The sequence below is a fragment of the Pseudomonas sp. Irchel s3f7 genome, from assembly GCF_900187615.1.
In the GTDB taxonomy this organism is placed as follows: Bacteria; Pseudomonadota; Gammaproteobacteria; order Pseudomonadales; family Pseudomonadaceae; genus Aquipseudomonas.
Genome location: NZ_FYDO01000016.1, coordinates 100,989 through 117,611, shown reverse-complemented (window position 1 = coordinate 117,611; position 16,623 = coordinate 100,989). Strand labels below are relative to the sequence as shown.

10 protein-coding genes are annotated in these 16,623 nt (G+C 59.1%); 7 read left to right on the top strand and 3 right to left on the bottom strand.

Going from position 1 to position 16,623, the window contains the following annotated elements; genetic code table 11:
• Positions 1-114 precede the first annotated feature (114 nt).
• From CKW19_RS15705 to CKW19_RS15675, 7 genes are all read left to right on the top strand, one after another.
• Complete coding sequence (locus CKW19_RS15705) at positions 115-1,029, top strand: glutamate/aspartate ABC transporter substrate-binding protein (RefSeq protein WP_095058663.1); 915 nt, start codon at positions 115-117, stop codon at positions 1,027-1,029.
• A gap of 193 nt (positions 1,030-1,222) precedes the next feature.
• A complete protein-coding gene (locus CKW19_RS15700; protein ID WP_053162189.1) occupies positions 1,223-1,969 on the top strand; it encodes an amino acid ABC transporter permease in 747 nt (248 codons plus the stop codon).
• Positions 1,969-2,640 carry an amino acid ABC transporter permease gene (locus CKW19_RS15695; RefSeq protein ID WP_095058662.1) on the top strand — a complete coding sequence of 224 codons (672 nt, stop codon included), beginning with the start codon at positions 1,969-1,971 and terminating at the stop codon, positions 2,638-2,640. Before CKW19_RS15700 ends, CKW19_RS15695 begins: the two co-directional genes overlap by 1 nt.
• Positions 2,637-3,371 (top strand): amino acid ABC transporter ATP-binding protein, encoded by a 735-nt coding sequence (locus tag CKW19_RS15690; RefSeq protein ID WP_007975082.1) that lies wholly within the window; start codon positions 2,637-2,639, stop codon positions 3,369-3,371. Before CKW19_RS15695 ends, CKW19_RS15690 begins: the two co-directional genes overlap by 4 nt.
• A 156-nt stretch (positions 3,372-3,527) precedes the next feature.
• Complete coding sequence (locus tag CKW19_RS15685; RefSeq protein ID WP_095058661.1) at positions 3,528-5,423, top strand: sensor histidine kinase; 1,896 nt, start codon at positions 3,528-3,530, stop codon at positions 5,421-5,423.
• Positions 5,420-6,748: a sigma-54 dependent transcriptional regulator gene (locus CKW19_RS15680; protein WP_095058660.1), complete on the top strand. Its 1,329-nt coding sequence runs from the start codon at positions 5,420-5,422 to the stop codon at positions 6,746-6,748. Before CKW19_RS15685 ends, CKW19_RS15680 begins: the two co-directional genes overlap by 4 nt.
• Before the next feature lie 158 nt (positions 6,749-6,906).
• Complete coding sequence (locus tag CKW19_RS15675; protein WP_095058659.1) at positions 6,907-12,156, top strand: dermonecrotic toxin domain-containing protein; 5,250 nt, start codon at positions 6,907-6,909, stop codon at positions 12,154-12,156.
• Between the two features lie 44 nt (positions 12,157-12,200).
• On the opposite strand, the gene CKW19_RS15670 is transcribed toward CKW19_RS15675, so the two are convergent.
• The 3 genes from CKW19_RS15670 to metE all read right to left on the bottom strand — a co-directional run bounded on the left by CKW19_RS15670 (position 12,201) and on the right by metE (position 16,619).
• Positions 12,201-12,866, bottom strand: coding sequence for a DsbA family oxidoreductase (locus CKW19_RS15670; RefSeq protein ID WP_095058658.1), 666 nt, complete (start codon positions 12,864-12,866; stop codon positions 12,201-12,203).
• Between the two features lie 181 nt (positions 12,867-13,047).
• The gene (locus CKW19_RS15665; RefSeq protein WP_095058657.1) at positions 13,048-14,082 is read right to left on the bottom strand and encodes an alpha/beta hydrolase; all 1,035 of its coding nucleotides are present in this window, start codon (positions 14,080-14,082) and stop codon (positions 13,048-13,050) included.
• 224 nt (positions 14,083-14,306) lie between these two features.
• Positions 14,307-16,619: a 5-methyltetrahydropteroyltriglutamate--homocysteine S-methyltransferase gene (metE, locus tag CKW19_RS15660; protein WP_095058656.1), complete on the bottom strand. Its 2,313-nt coding sequence runs from the start codon at positions 16,617-16,619 to the stop codon at positions 14,307-14,309.
• Positions 16,620-16,623: the final 4 nt, after the last annotated feature.

The following is a 16,623-nucleotide window of genomic DNA, read 5'->3' as shown; positions in this document are numbered from 1 at the left end:
TACACTTCTTCGATGAATGACCTTTGCGCACACACTCAATAGCGCTCAGGTAGCTGCAGCACAAAAGGGCCGGTGAACTGGCTCCATAAAAAAAACAATGTCGAGGAAAATTTGATGCGCATCGTTCCCCATATCCTGGGCGCAGCCATTGCTGCCGCTCTGATCAGCACGCCAGTTTTCGCCGCCGAACTCACCGGCACCCTGAAGAAGATCAAAGAGTCCGGCACCATCACCCTGGGCCATCGCGACGCTTCCATTCCGTTTTCCTACATTGCAGACGCTTCCGGCAAACCGGTCGGCTACTCCCACGACATCCAGCTGAAAGTCGTCGAAGCCATCAAAAAAGACCTGGACATGCCCAACCTCCAGGTCAAATACAACCTGGTGACTTCGCAAACCCGTATCCCGCTGGTGCAGAACGGCACCGTGGACCTCGAGTGCGGTTCCACCACCAACAACGTCGAGCGTCAGCAGCAAGTTGACTTCTCCGTCGGCATCTTCGAAATCGGTACCCGTCTGCTGTCCAAGGCAGACTCCAAGTACAAGGATTTCGACGACCTGAAAGGCAAGAACGTCGTGACCACCGCTGGCACCACGTCCGAGCGCATCCTCAAGGCGATGAATGCCGACAAGCAGATGGGCATGAACGTCATCTCCGCCAAAGACCATGGCGAGTCCTTCCAGATGCTGGAAACCGGCCGTGCCGTGGCCTTCATGATGGACGACGCCCTGCTGGCCGGTGAAGCGGCCAAGGCCAAGAAAGCCAGTGACTGGGCCGTGACCGGCACGCCACAGTCGTACGAAATCTACGGCTGCATGGTGCGCAAAGGCGACGAGCCGTTCAAAAAGGCTGTGGATGACGCCATCAAGGCCACCTACGCATCGGGCGAGATCAACAAGATCTACGAAAAATGGTTCATGCAGCCAATCCCGCCAAAAGGCCTGAACCTGAACTTCCCGATGAGCGACGAGCTCAAGGCCCTTATCGCCAATCCGACTGATAAAGCGGCTGACGACAAGAAGTCCTGATTTCTGACTAACCTTATCTCCTGAGAGGGCCTGCGTCCTTTCAGGAGGTTGTCACTCCCTGCTGGCATTTCTGGAAACACTCGGACCGGTGGCTGTCGAGCCGATCGTGTGTGCCTGATCTTCAAGGTTCAGGCGGGAACGGAGCTTCCCCAAGCGGGCATTTGTATATCGATCGATCTGAGGGGAGACCCTAATGAATTACAACTGGGACTGGGGCGTGTTCTTCAAGTCCACCGGCGTGGGCAGCGAGACCTATCTCGACTGGTACGTGACCGGTCTGGCGTGGACCATCGGCATCGCCATCGCGGCCTGGATCATCGCCCTGACACTGGGTTCGATCCTGGGCGTCATGCGTACCGTGCCGAACCGCATCGTATCGGGCATCGCCACCTGCTACGTCGAACTCTTCCGTAACGTGCCGCTGCTGGTTCAGCTGTTCATCTGGTACTTCCTGGTACCTGACCTGCTGCCGGCCGACTTGCAAGAGTGGTACAAGCAGGATCTGAACCCGACCACCTCGGCCTTCCTCAGCGTCGTCGTGTGCCTGGGCCTGTTCACTACCGCCCGCGTTTGCGAACAGGTGCGCACCGGTATCCAGGCGCTGCCAAAAGGCCAGGAATCCGCGGCCCGCGCCATGGGTTTCAAGCTGCCACAGATCTACTGGAACGTGCTGCTGCCCCAGGCCTACCGGATCATCATTCCGCCACTCACCTCGGAATTCCTGAACGTCTTCAAGAACACCTCCGTGGCCTCGCTGATCGGTTTGATGGAATTGCTCGCGCAAACCAAACAGACCGCCGAGTTCTCCGCCAACCTGTTCGAAGCCTTCACCCTGGCCACGCTGATCTACTTCACCCTGAACATGAGCCTGATGTTGCTGATGCGTCTGGTCGAGAAGAAAGTCGCCGTACCGGGCCTGATTTCCGTAGGGGGTAAATGATGGAATTCGACTTCTCGGGCATCATCCCGTCCCTGCCGGGTCTGTGGAACGGCATGGTCATGACCCTCAAGCTGATGGTCATGGGCGTGATCGGCGGGATCATCCTCGGCACTATCCTGGCGCTGTGCCGTCTGTCGCACAACAAACTGCTGTCGAACCTGGCCGGCGCCTACGTTAACTACTTCCGCTCGATCCCGTTGCTGCTGGTGATCACCTGGTTCTACCTGGCGGTACCGTTCGTGCTGCGCTGGATCACTGGCGAAGACACGCCGATCGGCGCGTTCGCCTCCTGCATCGTGGCGTTCATGATGTTCGAAGCGGCGTACTTCTGCGAAATCGTCCGTGCCGGTGTGCAGTCGATACCCAAGGGTCAGATGGGCGCTGCCCAGGCGCTGGGCATGACGTACGGCCAGATGATGCGCCTGATCATCCTGCCGCAAGCGTTCCGCAAGATGACACCGCTGTTGCTGCAACAGAGCATCATCCTGTTTCAGGACACCTCGCTGGTCTACGCCGTCGGCCTGGTGGACTTCCTCAATGCTTCGCGCGCCAGTGGCGACATCATTGGCCGCTCCAATGAGTTCCTGATTTTCGCGGGTCTCGTGTACTTCATCATCAGCTTTTCCGCCTCGCTGCTGGTCAAGCGTCTGCAAAAAAGGTTCGCCGTATGATCTCTATCAAAAGCATCAACAAGTGGTATGGGGACTTCCAGGTACTGACTGATTGCAGCACCGAGGTCAAAAAAGGTGAAGTGATCGTGGTATGCGGGCCATCCGGTTCCGGCAAATCGACCCTGATCAAGTGCGTCAACGCGCTGGAACCGTTCCAGAAAGGTGACATCGTGGTCGACGGCACATCCATTGCCGACCCGAAGACCAACCTGCCGAAACTGCGTTCGCGCGTGGGCATGGTGTTCCAGCATTTCGAGCTGTTCCCGCACCTGACCATCACCGAGAACCTGACCATCGCGCAGATCAAGGTGTTGGGCCGTAGCAAGGAAGAAGCCACCAAGAAAGGCCTGCAACTGCTCGAGCGCGTCGGTCTGTCGGCCCACGCCCACAAGCACCCGGGCCAACTGTCCGGCGGTCAACAACAGCGTGTGGCGATTGCCCGTGCGCTGGCGATGGACCCGATCGTCATGCTGTTCGACGAACCGACCTCGGCGCTCGACCCGGAAATGGTCAACGAAGTGCTGGACGTGATGGTGCAACTGGCCCACGAAGGCATGACCATGATGTGCGTGACCCACGAAATGGGCTTCGCCCGCAAAGTGGCCGACCGCGTGATCTTCATGGACGCCGGCAAGATCATCGAAGACTGCAAGAAAGAGGAGTTCTTCGGCGACATCAGCCACCGCGCCGAGCGTACACAGCACTTCCTCAACAAAATTCTGCAGCACTAAGAAACACACCGCTCCCTGTAGGAGCCAGCTTGCTGGCGATGGCGGTGGTCCAGACGACATCAATGTCCGGGACATCGTCATCGCCAGCAAGCCGGCTCCTACAAGGGTCGGCGGTGGCTTGCAGATTTGTGTGGTGGTTGACCCAAGGCATCTGTGATGAAATGCGACCCCAATCTTTATCGCGCAGCGCCGCCATCACTCGCCGTGAAACCCCGTCTTGTTCGACAGCTGTTCCTGCCGCCGCTGATCATCGCGCTGATGATCGGATTGGGTTACATCGGCTTCTGGGTCAGTGAGCGCTACGGCATCCGCAGCCTCAGCGAAAACGGCCAGCGTCAGCTTGAGCTGCACGCCCGCGCCGTCGAAAGCGAAATCAGCAAATACACCTACCTGCCCAGCCTGCTCGAACTCGAAACCAGTGTTTCGCAGTTGCTGGCCGACCCGACCCCGGAACACCGGCAAACGGTCAACGATTACCTCGAGGGCCTGAACCGGCGCAGCCGCAGTCGGGCCATCTACGTCATGGACACCACCGGTCGCGTCATGGCCACCAGCAACTGGCGCGACTTCGACAGTTATCTGGGTGAAGACCTGTCCTTCCGTGCCTATTTCCAGAGCGCCATACGCGGTCAGCCAGGACGCTTTTACGGCATTGGCAGCACCAACGGCGAGCCCGGTTACTACCTGGCCCATGGCCTGGAAGAACACGGCAAGATCATCGGCGTCGCCGTGGTCAAGGTTCGCCTCGAAGCCATGGAAGAACGCTGGCAGCGAGCGCGCCTGGAAGCCTTCGTCAGTGACGAGAACGGCATCATCATTCTCTCCAGCGATCCGGCCCGCCGCTTGAAGTCCGTGGTGCCGCTGAGCGATGAAACCAAAGAGAAATTGGCCCGTAGCCTGCAGTACTACTGGTTCCCGCTCAACGAACTGCAACCGCTGGCCCGGGAAACCCTGTCCGAGGGCGTGGAGAAACTGACTTTCCCGGCCAACAGCGAACTGGTGTCCGACGATGAGAACATCAGCTATCTGTCGCAAACCCGGCCGTTGAGCGACACGCCGTGGAATTTCACCCTGCTGACGCCGCTGCAGGATTTGCGCCGCGAAGCGATCAACCAAGGGATTCTGGTGGCGGTGGCGTTTGCCCTCCTCGCCTTTCTGTTGATCGCCTGGAATGAGCGGCGCAAGGTGATCGCCACCCGCTTAGCGGCCCGTGAAGCCTTGCAGGAAGCCAACAATCAACTGGAGCGTCGGATTACCGAACGCACCGTCGACCTGCGCGCCAGCAACGAACGGCTCAAGGGTCAGATCCGCGAACGGCGCCACGCCGAAGAGACTTTGCGCCACGCCCAGGATGAACTGGTGCAGGCCGGAAAACTCGCGGCCATCGGCCAGATGTCCACCAGCATCGCCCATGAACTGAACCAGCCGCTGGCGGCGCTGCGTACGCTGTCCGGCAACACCGTGCGCTTCCTCGAGCGCGGGCAACTGGACGTGGCCAGCACCAACCTCAAGACCATCAATGAACTGATCGACCGCATGGGCCGCATCACCGCGAGCCTGCGCTCCTTTGCGCGACGCGGTGACGACAAGGGCCAGGCTTGCCTGGGCAAAGGTGTTGACGCGGCACTGCAATTGCTCGATGGACGGATGAAACACACCCATCTGCACCGTCATTTCGAAGCGGTGCAGGTCCGGATCGATCAAACTCGTCTTGAGCAGATTCTGGTCAACCTGATCGGCAACGCCCTCGATGCCATGCTGGCCCAGCCACAACCTGAGCTGTGGCTCGAAGGTGAAGAATTCGATGGCAAATACCGCCTGCGTGTTCGCGACAACGGCCACGGCATCGACGCCGAAACGCGCAAGCATCTGTTCGAACCGTTTTTCACCACCAAACCCGGCGAACAAGGCCTGGGCCTTGGCCTGACCCTTTCGGCGAGCCTGGCCGCCGCCACCGGTGGACACCTGGGTGTCGAGCACCCGGCCAGTGGCGGTACCGCATTCGTCCTCAGTTTACCGTTGGTAAGCCCCACTCCCGCGAAGCCAATATGAACAACGACCTTAGTGTATTGATCGTCGAAGACGACCCCCATGTGTTGCTCGGCTGCCAACAGGCGCTGACCCTGGAAGACATTCCCTGCATTGGCGTGGGCAGTGCCGAAGAAGCCCTTGAGCGCGTCGGCGACAACTTTGCCGGCATCGTCATCAGCGACATTCGCTTGCCGGGCATCGATGGTCTGGAACTGCTCGGCCGGCTCAAGGAGCGTGATCGCAGCCTGCCAGTGGTGCTGATTACCGGCCACGGCGACATTTCCATGGCCGTCGGCGCGATGCAGAAAGGCGCCTACGATTTCATGGAGAAACCGTTTTCTCCGGAACGTCTGGTGGACGTGGCCCGTCGTGCCCTGGAACAACGCAGCCTGGCGCGGGAAGTCTCGTCCCTGCGGCGGCAATTGGCCGAGCGAGATTCCCTTGAAGGCCGGATCATCGGCCGTTCACCGGCCATGCAGAAACTGCGCGAATTGATCGCCAACGTCGCCGACACCTCGGCCAACGTCTTGATCGAAGGCGAAACCGGCACCGGCAAAGAACTGGTCGCCCGCTGCCTGCACGATTTCAGTCGCCGCCACAGCAAACAGTTCGTCGCGTTGAACTGCGGCGGATTGCCCGAAAACCTGTTCGAAAGCGAAATTTTCGGCCACGAAGCCAACGCCTTCACCGGCGCCGGCAAACGGCGGATCGGCAAGATCGAACACGCCGACGGCGGCACGCTGTTCCTCGACGAAGTGGAAAGCATGCCCCTGCCCCTGCAGATCAAATTGCTGCGGGTGTTGCAGGAGCGCACCCTCGAACGCCTCGGCTCGAACCAGAGCGTAGCGGTGGATTGCCGAGTGATTGCCGCGACCAAGTCCGACCTCGACGAATCGAGCAAGGCCGGCGAGTTCCGCAGCGATCTGTATTACCGCCTCAACGTGGTGACCCTGGAACTGCCGCCGCTGCGCGAGCGTCGCGAAGACATCCTGCAACTGTTCGAGTATTTCTTGCAGCAGTCGTCCCTGCGCTTCGACCGGATCGCACCGGAGCTGGACAACCAGACCGTGTCGAACCTGATGAGCCACGACTGGCCGGGCAACGTGCGCGAACTGCGCAACGTCGCCGAACGTTTTGCCCTGGGCCTGCCGGCGTTCAAAAAGCCCGGTGCTGGCGGCAGCACTCATGGCCTGGCTTTCGCCGAAGCGGTGGAAGCGTTCGAACGCAATTTGCTCGGCGATGCCTTGCAACGCAGCGGCGGCAACCTCACACAAGCGAGCCAGGAACTGGGCATGGCCAAGACCACTCTGTTCGACAAGGTAAAGAAGTACGGGTTGAGTCACTGATCGAGCGGATTCTCAACGCACCGTATTCACGCCACAGTGGCCGTCATGAATTGATCCACACCCCATAACTATGTACCGCCAGCACTGAAAGCGTCGCTCTTCTAATGACAGCAACGCCGGGGTTTCCCGGCCTTCCTGTCATTTGGAGCCTCCACATCATGCTTGACTCCGTTCACCCAGCGCCGGTCGACTTCGACCTCCTGCCCTCCCTCGAATCGCCTCCCACCGACCACAGCCTGTTCCTCATCGCCTGCGAACGCCTGGACGACAGTCGCCGACGCATGCTCGAACTCGTGGCGCAACGCCCTACGGACATCGATCCCCCGCGCATCGACGCGTACTGGCGTGAGCGCGCCCCCGGCACAGCGGTGTCGCGAAAGGATCTGGCTAGCGAATTGTACCGCCAGCATTTCGAAGCAGCCTGTCAGCTGGCTTTTGCCGAGGGACGTCTGAATGTCGAGCAGATGAACGTGCTGCTGGCCATCATCGATCCACCAACCGAAGGCCTGAGGCTTGGCGACCGTACAATCTATGCCGAACAGTTGGCCCTGCAACGGGCTGACAATTCTCGCGCAATATCCGGTGCACTCGTCATCACGGTCGACATGGATCAACCCGTCACCCAGTATTTGTATTTGCCTGCCCAGCAACCGGCATTAACGGTTTTTGAACAGCGCAGCCAGATGGAAACCTGGCTGCAGCAATATCAGCACCTTGCCGTCGTCTCAACGCAACACGAACAGGTGTTGGTTCACTACACCGCGCTGACTGATTCGCCATTGACGGCTGGGGTCGAACAACTGATTGCGAGCCCGGCGGTGACACTTTTGTCTGGCGCGCCTCCTGCACCACTCGCAGACAGTAACGAGGTGGAGCCACTCGACGAGACGATCTCACTCTTTGGACTGCTGAACCCGGATATCCCCTTGAGCATCCGCAGACTCAGCCTGGCCCGGCAACGAACGGCGATAGAAGCCCTTTTTCGAGACAGCCTGTGGAATGTCACAGATGCCCCCCGCCAGCTGAAATTCAAACAGTCGCTCGATGCGCTGGCAGCAGCCGAACAGGCCAGCCAATCGGCTGCTTCCAGGCTGCTGAATGCCAGGGATGGTCTGCGCATGCTCCAATTGCGGCAAAAACCCAATGAACATTACAGCGCCCTTTATCAGGCGCGGTTGGCGGGCCTGCGCGCCGAATCGGACATCCAGTTGTTGTTGAGTCAGATCAGCACCGAGGAGCACGGGATGCTTCAGGCGATTCTCGATCATTCGGATAAAACGCAACGTAGTGCGCCGGTGGTGGTTTTCAGCCTGGCCCTCACCTGCCTGAACCACGAGGGAGAAAACACACAACTGCAATCGCGGGAGCTGGAAGGTGTATTGCTCATCGCCCATCCCTCCCTCCTGATTCCCTCCTCTGCACCGCAAAGCCTGCTGCTCTACTGGCCGGGTGAGCTCGGTGGTTTGCAGCGTTTTGCTTCACTGTCGGCGCTGGAGCGCGAGCTGTTCAAGATCACGCCCAATGACAGCGAGCGGGCGCTGCAACTTTCGGAACAAACGTCAGACCCGTTCGAGCAAGGCCTGCAAAGTCAGCTCTACGCGTGCGAACAATTGGCGGCCAAGGTGATTGCCGACAACCCGGTACCCGCCCGCGCTCAGCACCGTCTGGCGCAAATGGAAAAGTTACGAGAACAAACTCTCACCGACCTGTGCGTTGCGACGCATGCGGCCCGAGACCAGGCCTACAGCCAGATTGTCGAGCAACATCACAGCGGTGTACTGGCGCAAAAACGCCCGCAATGGCTATCCACCCTGACAGACGCGCAGCGCGTTCGACTCAAGGCCATGACCCAGGCTTTCATCGCCGCGATGAAACGGTCTCAGGCGTTACTGGAACGCGAGTTGCCACATCGCCAGGACTTCATCGAAAAGCGCATGGCGGCTCGCCTGCGCCAGGACTTCTCGCTCGAACGTGACTTCGAGATAAAACTGGATCTGCCGGATTCGACCAGTTGGCGCAAAGTAGTCACCGACGGCGCGGCACCAGGCACTCCTCAGGAGAATATTCTGATTCCCAGCAAGAACCGCAGCACCGTATCCATCGCCGAGTTTGTGCTGAACAACATCGACCAATCGACATGGGACAGGTTGGGTTTCATGAAGGTTCTGGTTCAAGCGGACGACCCGATCGAGCGGCACATTCTGCAGACCGGCATCAAACAGCATTACTTGCGCGAAATCGTGCCTGATCTGAACCTGGCGCAAAAGTATGAGGACCTGATCTTCAGTACGTTCATGGGCGCTTCAACGGCCCCGGCGTTCGACAATGCCTATCGCCGCGAATGCCTGATCGAACCCTGGCGCCTGATGCTCAAACTGCAAGGCGAATGCGCCCTCGCACAACGACAGATCAATGCGAAGGGCCGCCAGATACTCGACATCGCCATTGACGCCGACAGTCGCCAAGCCTATGCCATCAATGGCATGAACATTTCACTGCTGCCAGTGAGCCTGACCGTCGGTGGTGCGGATACCCATCAGGAAGGCCCTGCCGGCTTGGCCGGTATCACTTTCATTCATGAACTGAATTCAGGTCTCACCCTGCTTTATCTGCCCGACAGTCCCGACGGCCAACTCCTCAGGCAATACACCAGCCTGGAACATGCCCGGCGCAGCCTGTTCAATCTGTGCCAGCAGACGTCCATGGTCGAATACCTGGCGGGACGCACCTTGCATGGCGACTTTGCGCGCCATGTCAGCCGTATCAACCAGTCAGTGCTGCGGCATTTCGATGCGTTGATCGGGGTCGGCCTGGCCTGGCCAGTGACAACATCGTTGGCAGCCCATCTGCTCAATACGCACATGGGTCGTTTGATCGAGGCCCATCGCTCGACTTCGCGGTCCAACAGGAAGCTGGCGCTGGAACACCATGCGCTGGCGTCCGGTGTGATGCTCAACTATCTGAAAATGGCGCTGGGGATGGTGCCCTTCGTCGGCAGCTCCATCGCTCTTTATGACGCCTGGGACAGCGCCAACCTGAGCGTCGCCGCGTTTTTGCGGGGTGATGTCGGCAACGGACTGGCACAACTCGAATCGGTGTTGCTGTCACTGATCGACGCCGCAATGGACATACTGCCGGGTGGGAATGCCGCCCCCTCCGCCGCTCGCTCGCTCACCCGGCAGCGGCAACTGTCAGGGCTGGCGAGGAAGGCCGGTACGTTATCCCCCACTACGAAACGAAAGGCCCTGCGCACCGCAGAACGTTTCCAGGGTTACGAATATGAGCACGACCTTTCACTGAGCAATATTCGCCCTGGCAGCAGCGGCCTGTATCGCAACGTGTATCGCCATGAACTCGGCGATTTCATCGTCAGTCAGGGTCGGATCTATCGTGTTGAGCAGAGCGGCAATCCGCCATTCTGGCGCTTGAGCGGCAGCCGCAGCAGAAGCTACAAACAACCCATCGCCCTTGATGAAAACGGTAACTGGAATACGCATTTCGCCGTTTATGGCACGCTGATCGAAGGTGGCGGGCTCGGCGGTGGCGGGGTTCTCGGCCATCATCTGGCCGAGGGCCTCGACCCGCTCTGGCCCGCCGCGATCCGGCGATGGCTGCCGCGTTGGTGGACGGACGCGACATTTCGGCATCGACTGAGGCTGGTCAATTCCGTGGACGCGGACATGCGCCGGCTGCAAACGCAAAGAACTGAAATCGAAGCCGAAATCATCGTTTACGAAACAAAAAAACCTGAAGCGCGCCGCGCTCTTCAGCCGGCGCTGGAACGCAAATACGTCGACCAGATCGAGCTGGCGGAATCGAACTTCCAGGAATTGAACGAACTATTGCCCCTGACCAGTGGTGAAAATCACACCAAAGTCCAAAAGCTCCGAAGCTTCTGCGCGCAAACCATCTTTGATCGCACGTTAGACCGATTGCAGTTTGCCTTCGCGCGAATTGATTGGCGACTGGAGGAGATTAGTGACCTCCTTAAACTCACGGACGCCACCCCCGCCCACGAAACCCGCCAACATCTGGCCCTGCTGCAAAAACGAAAAGACATCCGCAAGCTCATCATGTTCGAGTTCGAGCAACGAGACCTGTATATCGAACGCCTTAGTGTCTGGAAGGAAAAAATACCCGGCAAGGCATTGAAAACGGACACGACCAAAGTTGTGCAAGACTTGACCAGCGCTGATCGTGCCGCAACCGTCAGCTACCTTAAAACGGCACATGCCGTGAGAATCATCAACCGGTACGATGTTGTCAGTGATGAGTCCTGGTTCTTTTTTTATGTTCACCACTTGAAGGCACGCGACCACGTCGAACGCGCCCTGCGTACTCAATCCGATCTGCGCAGCGTAGTGAGCAATGTAAACCAGCACAACGCAATCCTTGAAGATTGCCTTGAGGCGTATGCGAAGTTTCGTCGACATCTGATGGCGGCGAATACGGGTTATTCCGAGTATATGGACGCCAAACAGGTCGCGATATTTCTCGGTTATCTTGCAGAGATGGAAGAGTATGCCCGCCGAGCCATCAAAAAACGCCCGGCAATCTCCAACACAAAATCTGCCCGCAAACTGTTCAAGACCGAGGACGACCAGTGGCTGATGGGGAAAGAAGTGGAGGCGTCTGAAACCGCCCCCAAGCATTTCGAGGTTGAAGGTATCGAAGGGCCCGTAGAAAGATGGCTGCCGCATCCCGACGGCAAATACCGTCTCTACCAACCCACCGTTTCTTCACCCGAGACGCCAACCGTGATCAACGTGAAACCCTGGCTGGCAGAAGCCGCAAATCGTCTCGACTCACAGGATGCCTATCGCAGCAAGGTCGAGGCGTATGCCCGACAGAACATGCTGCCGATCAATCTTGAGCACCTGATGACCAGCGAGGCCGAACAGTTGCGTGCACGTGCCGAGCGAATCAAAGCTGTGAAGCCACAAGACCCTGTCATCACGCGATTGACCGACAAGGCCAGGGAGCTGAATGACGCGGGTCGTGCCCTGCGCATCAAACAAACCATGAACAGCCAGACCCCCACGCAACAGTATCTGGACTATCTGGTTGAAATGGGGCTCAAGGACCAGAAGCTCATCGAGATTCGCAAGGTCGGCGACCTGAAAGATTTGGGGCGTGGTACGAATCGTCTTCGCGACTATCTGCAGGAATACGAAGTGCTCGATCTGACGCAGCCTTCGCCCACCCCATTGTGGTACGCCCATTTTCACTACAACTCGGCAAAGTCGACATTCGATGACTTCGTCAAAGCCCATTTGAAGCTGCCGCAGCAACGTAATCTGGGATTGAAGTGGCAACAGGCACAGACTGACAGCGGCGCACAGGTTGAATCCATCTGGCGCGGCGACATTGGCAAGTTACTGGCCAACAAACACTTTGCCGATCTATAAACCGGTACCAGCGGGGCGCGCCCCGCTGACTTGACCGCAAACCATCAGTTGACCGTCCCACCGTTCGCTTCAGCCATGATCTGCCGGATCGCCCTGACGAAACTCTCGACAGGTTGCCCGCCCGTCACCGCGTACTGCCCATTGAACACAACGGTGGGCACCGAACTCACCCCGCGAGACAGCCACAGTTGTTCTTCCTCGCGGGTTTCGTGGGCGAATTCGTCGCACGCCAGTATCGCTTCGGCGCGCTGGTGGTTCAGTCCCACACTGGTGGCAATATTCGCCAATTGCTCAGGATCGGACGGATTGCCGCCATCAGTGAAATACGCTTTGAACAACGCTTCCTTGAGTTGCAATTGCATGCCTTCGAGCCCCGCCCAGTACAGCAGGCGATGAGCGTCGAACGTGTTGTAGATTCGGCTGTTGCCGTCGGTGCGAAACGCGAATCCCAACTCAGCGCCACGCGCGCGGATCATTTCGCGGTTCTTTTTCGATTGCTCGGGTGACGAGCCGTACTTTTCGCTGATGTGCTCGGTGATGTTCTGCCCTTCAGGCCCCATCTTCGGGTTCAGTTCGAACGGCTGAAAACGGATCTCGGCGCGGACTTCGTCACGCAAGATGTGCAAGGCTTTGGTCAGCCCATACAAACCCACGACGCACCAGGGGCAGGACACGTCGCTGACGAAATCGATTTTCAATGCAGTACTCATCACCCACCTCGCACGCTGGAAATGCACCGGAAAACCTGCACGATACACCCCGGATTCCGAGTACGCAGCAGTTCCCCTGTAGGAGCGAGCTTGCTCGCGATGGCGGCACATCAGTCAACATCATCATCGACTGACATACCGCTATCGCGAGCAAGCTTGCTCCTACAGTTGATCTTTGGTGTTAGAGGAGGTTGTGATCGGCCACTGGATCGATCTGTGCCCAGTGTGACGTGTCTTCGCGGTGAGCCCGTAAATACGGCAACACGGCTGCGAGCAATGGCGCCTTGAATGCCTCTTGAAACCTGTGGGCCAACCCCGGAATCAACTTCAATTCGCTGCCCCGCAGATGCGCCGCCAGGTGCACGCCATGCATCACCGGCAACAACGGGTCGGCCGTGCCGTGCACCACCAGCGCCGGAACCCGCAACTGGTTGAGCAACGCCACCCGGCTCGGTTCGGCCAGGATCGCCATGATCTGCCGCTTCACGCCTTCGGGATTGAATGCCCGGTCATAGGATTGCGCGGCCTGTTCGAGGAGAGCCTGGCGATCATCGCTGATCGTCGGGCTGCCCAGCGCCGCCAGCAGATCGGCCTGTTGCTCCAGGGCCACTTGCCGGCTCGGCGCACCACGTCGTGCCAGCAATTGCAGCAGCGCCGCACTCGGTGCGGGCAAGCCTTCGGCCCCGGAACTGCTCATGATCAGGGTCAGGCTCTCGACCCGTTGCGGTGCCATGGCAGCCATGTGCTGAGCGATCATGCCGCCCATGCTTGCGCCCAGCACGTGGAATTGCTCGATGTGCAAGGCGTCCATCAGGCCCAGGCCATCGTCGGCCATGTCGGTCAACGAATACGGGGCCGAAACCGGCAAGCCGAGTTTGTAGCGCAGGACTTCGAAAGTCAGGTTGGCCTCGAGCGGGGCTTGGCGCCAGGTCGACAGGCCGACATCGCGGTTGTCGTAGCGAATCACCCGAAAACCTTGCTGACACAACGCAACGACCACTTCGTCGGGCCAGTGAATCAACTGCCCGCCGAGGCCCATTACCAGCAGCAGTGCCGGGTCCGATTCACGGCCGATGCTCTGGTACGCCAGGCTCACCTGAGGCAGGTCGACCCGTTCGGTCGCCACATTGACGTCACAACGAGCGGCCGCAAAAGTCGGAAGGTTGAACAACAACGCGGCCAAAAAAGCCGCTGTCGATAAAAATCGTGCACACATGACAAAACACCGAAACGCAGAACCCCAGTAGAGCGCGAGTCTGATGATGTTTGTTCAAGCGCGCTGCCACAGTTCCATGACAGTTTGATGAAGAGTGCCGGGCGGTCATTTTTTAAGACCGCGTTATCGCTCATCGTCGGAACGCCGCCCGGAGCAGGCTCGCTCCCACAGGCTCTGGCACACGCCGTTAAATCGTAGGAGCAAGCTTGCTCGCGATGGCGTCCTCAAGCCAACTGACTACGCAACTGCCGCGCCGCTGCCACCATGTTCACCAGCGCCGCCTCCGTTTCCGGCCAGGCGCGGGTTTTCAGACCGCAGTCGGGGTTGACCCACAAGCGCTCAGCGGGAATACGCTTCACCGCTTTGCTCATCAACTTGACCATCTCGGCCGTGTCCGGCACCCGCGGCGAGTGGATGTCATAGACGCCCGGACCGATGTCATTCGGGTAGTCGAACGCTTTAAAGGCTTCCAGCAGTTCCATGTCCGAACGCGAGGTTTCGATGGTAATCACGTCGGCGTCCATGTCGGCGATGGCCTTGATCACATCGTTGAATTCGCTGTAGCACATGTGGGTGTGGATCTGGGTTTCGTCACGCACACCGCTGGCGCTCAGGCGGAACGCTTCCACGGCCCAATCCAGATATGCCTGCCATTGCGCCCGACGCAACGGCAGGCCTTCGCGGAACGCCGCCTCATCGATCTGCACGACCTTGATCCCGGCGTTTTCCAGGTCCAGCACTTCGTCGCGCAGGGCCAAGGCCAATTGCTGCGCCTGGATTTTGCGCGACACATCTTCACGGGGGAACGACCACATCAGCATGGTCACGGGACCGGTGAGCATGCCTTTCATGACCTTGCCGGTCTGCTGCTGGGCGTAAGTGATCCAGTCGACGGTCATGGCCTTCGGACGGCTCAGGTCACCGTAGATGATCGCCGGTTTGACGCAGCGCGAACCGTAGCTCTGCACCCAGCCGAAACGGGTAAACAGATAGCCGTCCAGTTGCTCGGCGAAGTACTCGACCATGTCGTTGCGTTCGGCTTCACCGTGTACCAGCACGTCCAGCCCCAGGCGCTCCTGGATCTGCACGGCGTGGCGAATTTCGTGGCGCATGGCGTCGTTGTAGTCGTTGGCCGACAACCTGCCTTGCTTGAACGCCTGACGGGCGAGACGGATCGAGCCCGTCTGTGGAAACGAGCCAATGGTGGTCGTCGGGAACGCGGGTAATTTCAAGCGCGCACGCTGCTGTTCGATGCGCTGGGCGAAGGGCGATTGACGCTGGCTGTCCCTGGTGCTGATCGCCTTGATCCGCGCTTGCACCTGGGCTTTGTGGATACGCGGCGACTGCGCGCGGCTGGCCTGGATGGCGCGGCTTTCAGACAACGCTTTCTGAACATGGGCGGCTTGCGGATCGTTCAGCGCATCGCGCAACACGGCAATTTCGCCACACTTCTGCACCGCAAACGCCAACCAGCTTTTCAGTTCCGGATCGAGTTGATCTTCACGGCGCAGATCCACCGGGCTGTGCAGCAGCGAACAGGAACTGCTGACCCACAGGTTGTCGCCAAACCGCTCCTGAGCCGGTTGCAGTTGCGCCAGCGCTTGCTCCAGTTCACAACGCCAGACGTTGCGGCCGTTGACCAAACCCACCGAAAGAATCTTGTAGGTCGGCAGGCGATCAAGCACCTGGCCGAGTTGATCCGGCGCACGCACCGCGTCGATGTGCAGGCCTTGCACCGGCAGGCTCACGGCCAGGCCGAGGTTGTCTTCCAGGCCACTGAAGTAGGTCGCCACGAGTTTTTTCAGCGGCGAATACTGAAGGATGTGATAAGCGCGTTCGAACGCACTTTTCCACGCTTGCGGCAGGTCGAGGGTCAGGATCGGCTCGTCGATTTGCACCCATTCCACGCCTTGTGCAGCGAGGCGATTGAGGATTTCGTTGTACACCGGCAGCAGGTGTTCGAGCAGGTCGAGTTTGTCGAAATCGTTGCCCTTGGCCTTGCCCAGCCACAGATAGGTCAATGGACCGATGATCACCGGCTTGACGTTATGGCCCAAGGCTTTGGCTTCGTCGACTTCGTCGAACAGTTGTTCCCAGCTCAGTTTGAATTGCTGGTCAGCGCTGAACTCCGGGACCAGGTAGTGGTAGTTGGTGTCGAACCACTTGGTCAGCTCTTGTGCATATTGCGCTGTGCCGTGTTCGCCACCGCAGCAAGTCGATGTGGCGCCACGGGCCATGGCGAACAGGGTGGCGAGGGTCGGACGGCCATCGGCATCTTTAGTGTTGTCGAAACGCTCGGGGATTACGCCGAACGTCAGCGAATGGGTCAGCACCTGGTCGTACCAGGCAAAGTCACCCACCGGCAACAGGTCGATGCCGGCCCCCTTCTGCAATTGCCAGTGCATGGCGCGCAGTTGGCGGCCGACGCGATTCAGGCTGTCCTGATCAATGTCGCCCTTCCAGTAAGCTTCGAGGGCTTTTTTCAGTTCACGGTCGGCGCCGATGCGCGGGAAACCAAGGGTGTGGGCCAAAGCCATGGTG

Bases quoted from the DNA above. Each gene is read 5' to 3' on its own strand.
- CKW19_RS15705 (WP_095058663.1), top strand. From the start codon at position 115: ATGCGCATCGTTCCCCATATCCTGGGCGCAGCCATTGCTGCCGCTCTG.
- CKW19_RS15700 (WP_053162189.1), top strand. From the start codon at position 1,223: ATGAATTACAACTGGGACTGGGGCGTGTTCTTCAAGTCCACCGGCGTG.
- CKW19_RS15695 (WP_095058662.1), top strand. From the start codon at position 1,969: ATGGAATTCGACTTCTCGGGCATCATCCCGTCCCTGCCGGGTCTGTGG.
- CKW19_RS15690 (WP_007975082.1), top strand. From the start codon at position 2,637: ATGATCTCTATCAAAAGCATCAACAAGTGGTATGGGGACTTCCAGGTA.
- CKW19_RS15685 (WP_095058661.1), top strand. From the start codon at position 3,528: ATGAAATGCGACCCCAATCTTTATCGCGCAGCGCCGCCATCACTCGCC.
- CKW19_RS15680 (WP_095058660.1), top strand. From the start codon at position 5,420: ATGAACAACGACCTTAGTGTATTGATCGTCGAAGACGACCCCCATGTG.
- CKW19_RS15675 (WP_095058659.1), top strand. From the start codon at position 6,907: ATGCTTGACTCCGTTCACCCAGCGCCGGTCGACTTCGACCTCCTGCCC.
- CKW19_RS15670 (WP_095058658.1), bottom strand. From the start codon at position 12,866: ATGAGTACTGCATTGAAAATCGATTTCGTCAGCGACGTGTCCTGCCCC.
- CKW19_RS15665 (WP_095058657.1), bottom strand. From the start codon at position 14,082: ATGTGTGCACGATTTTTATCGACAGCGGCTTTTTTGGCCGCGTTGTTG.
- metE (WP_095058656.1), bottom strand. From the start codon at position 16,619: ATGGCTTTGGCCCACACCCTTGGTTTCCCGCGCATCGGCGCCGACCGT.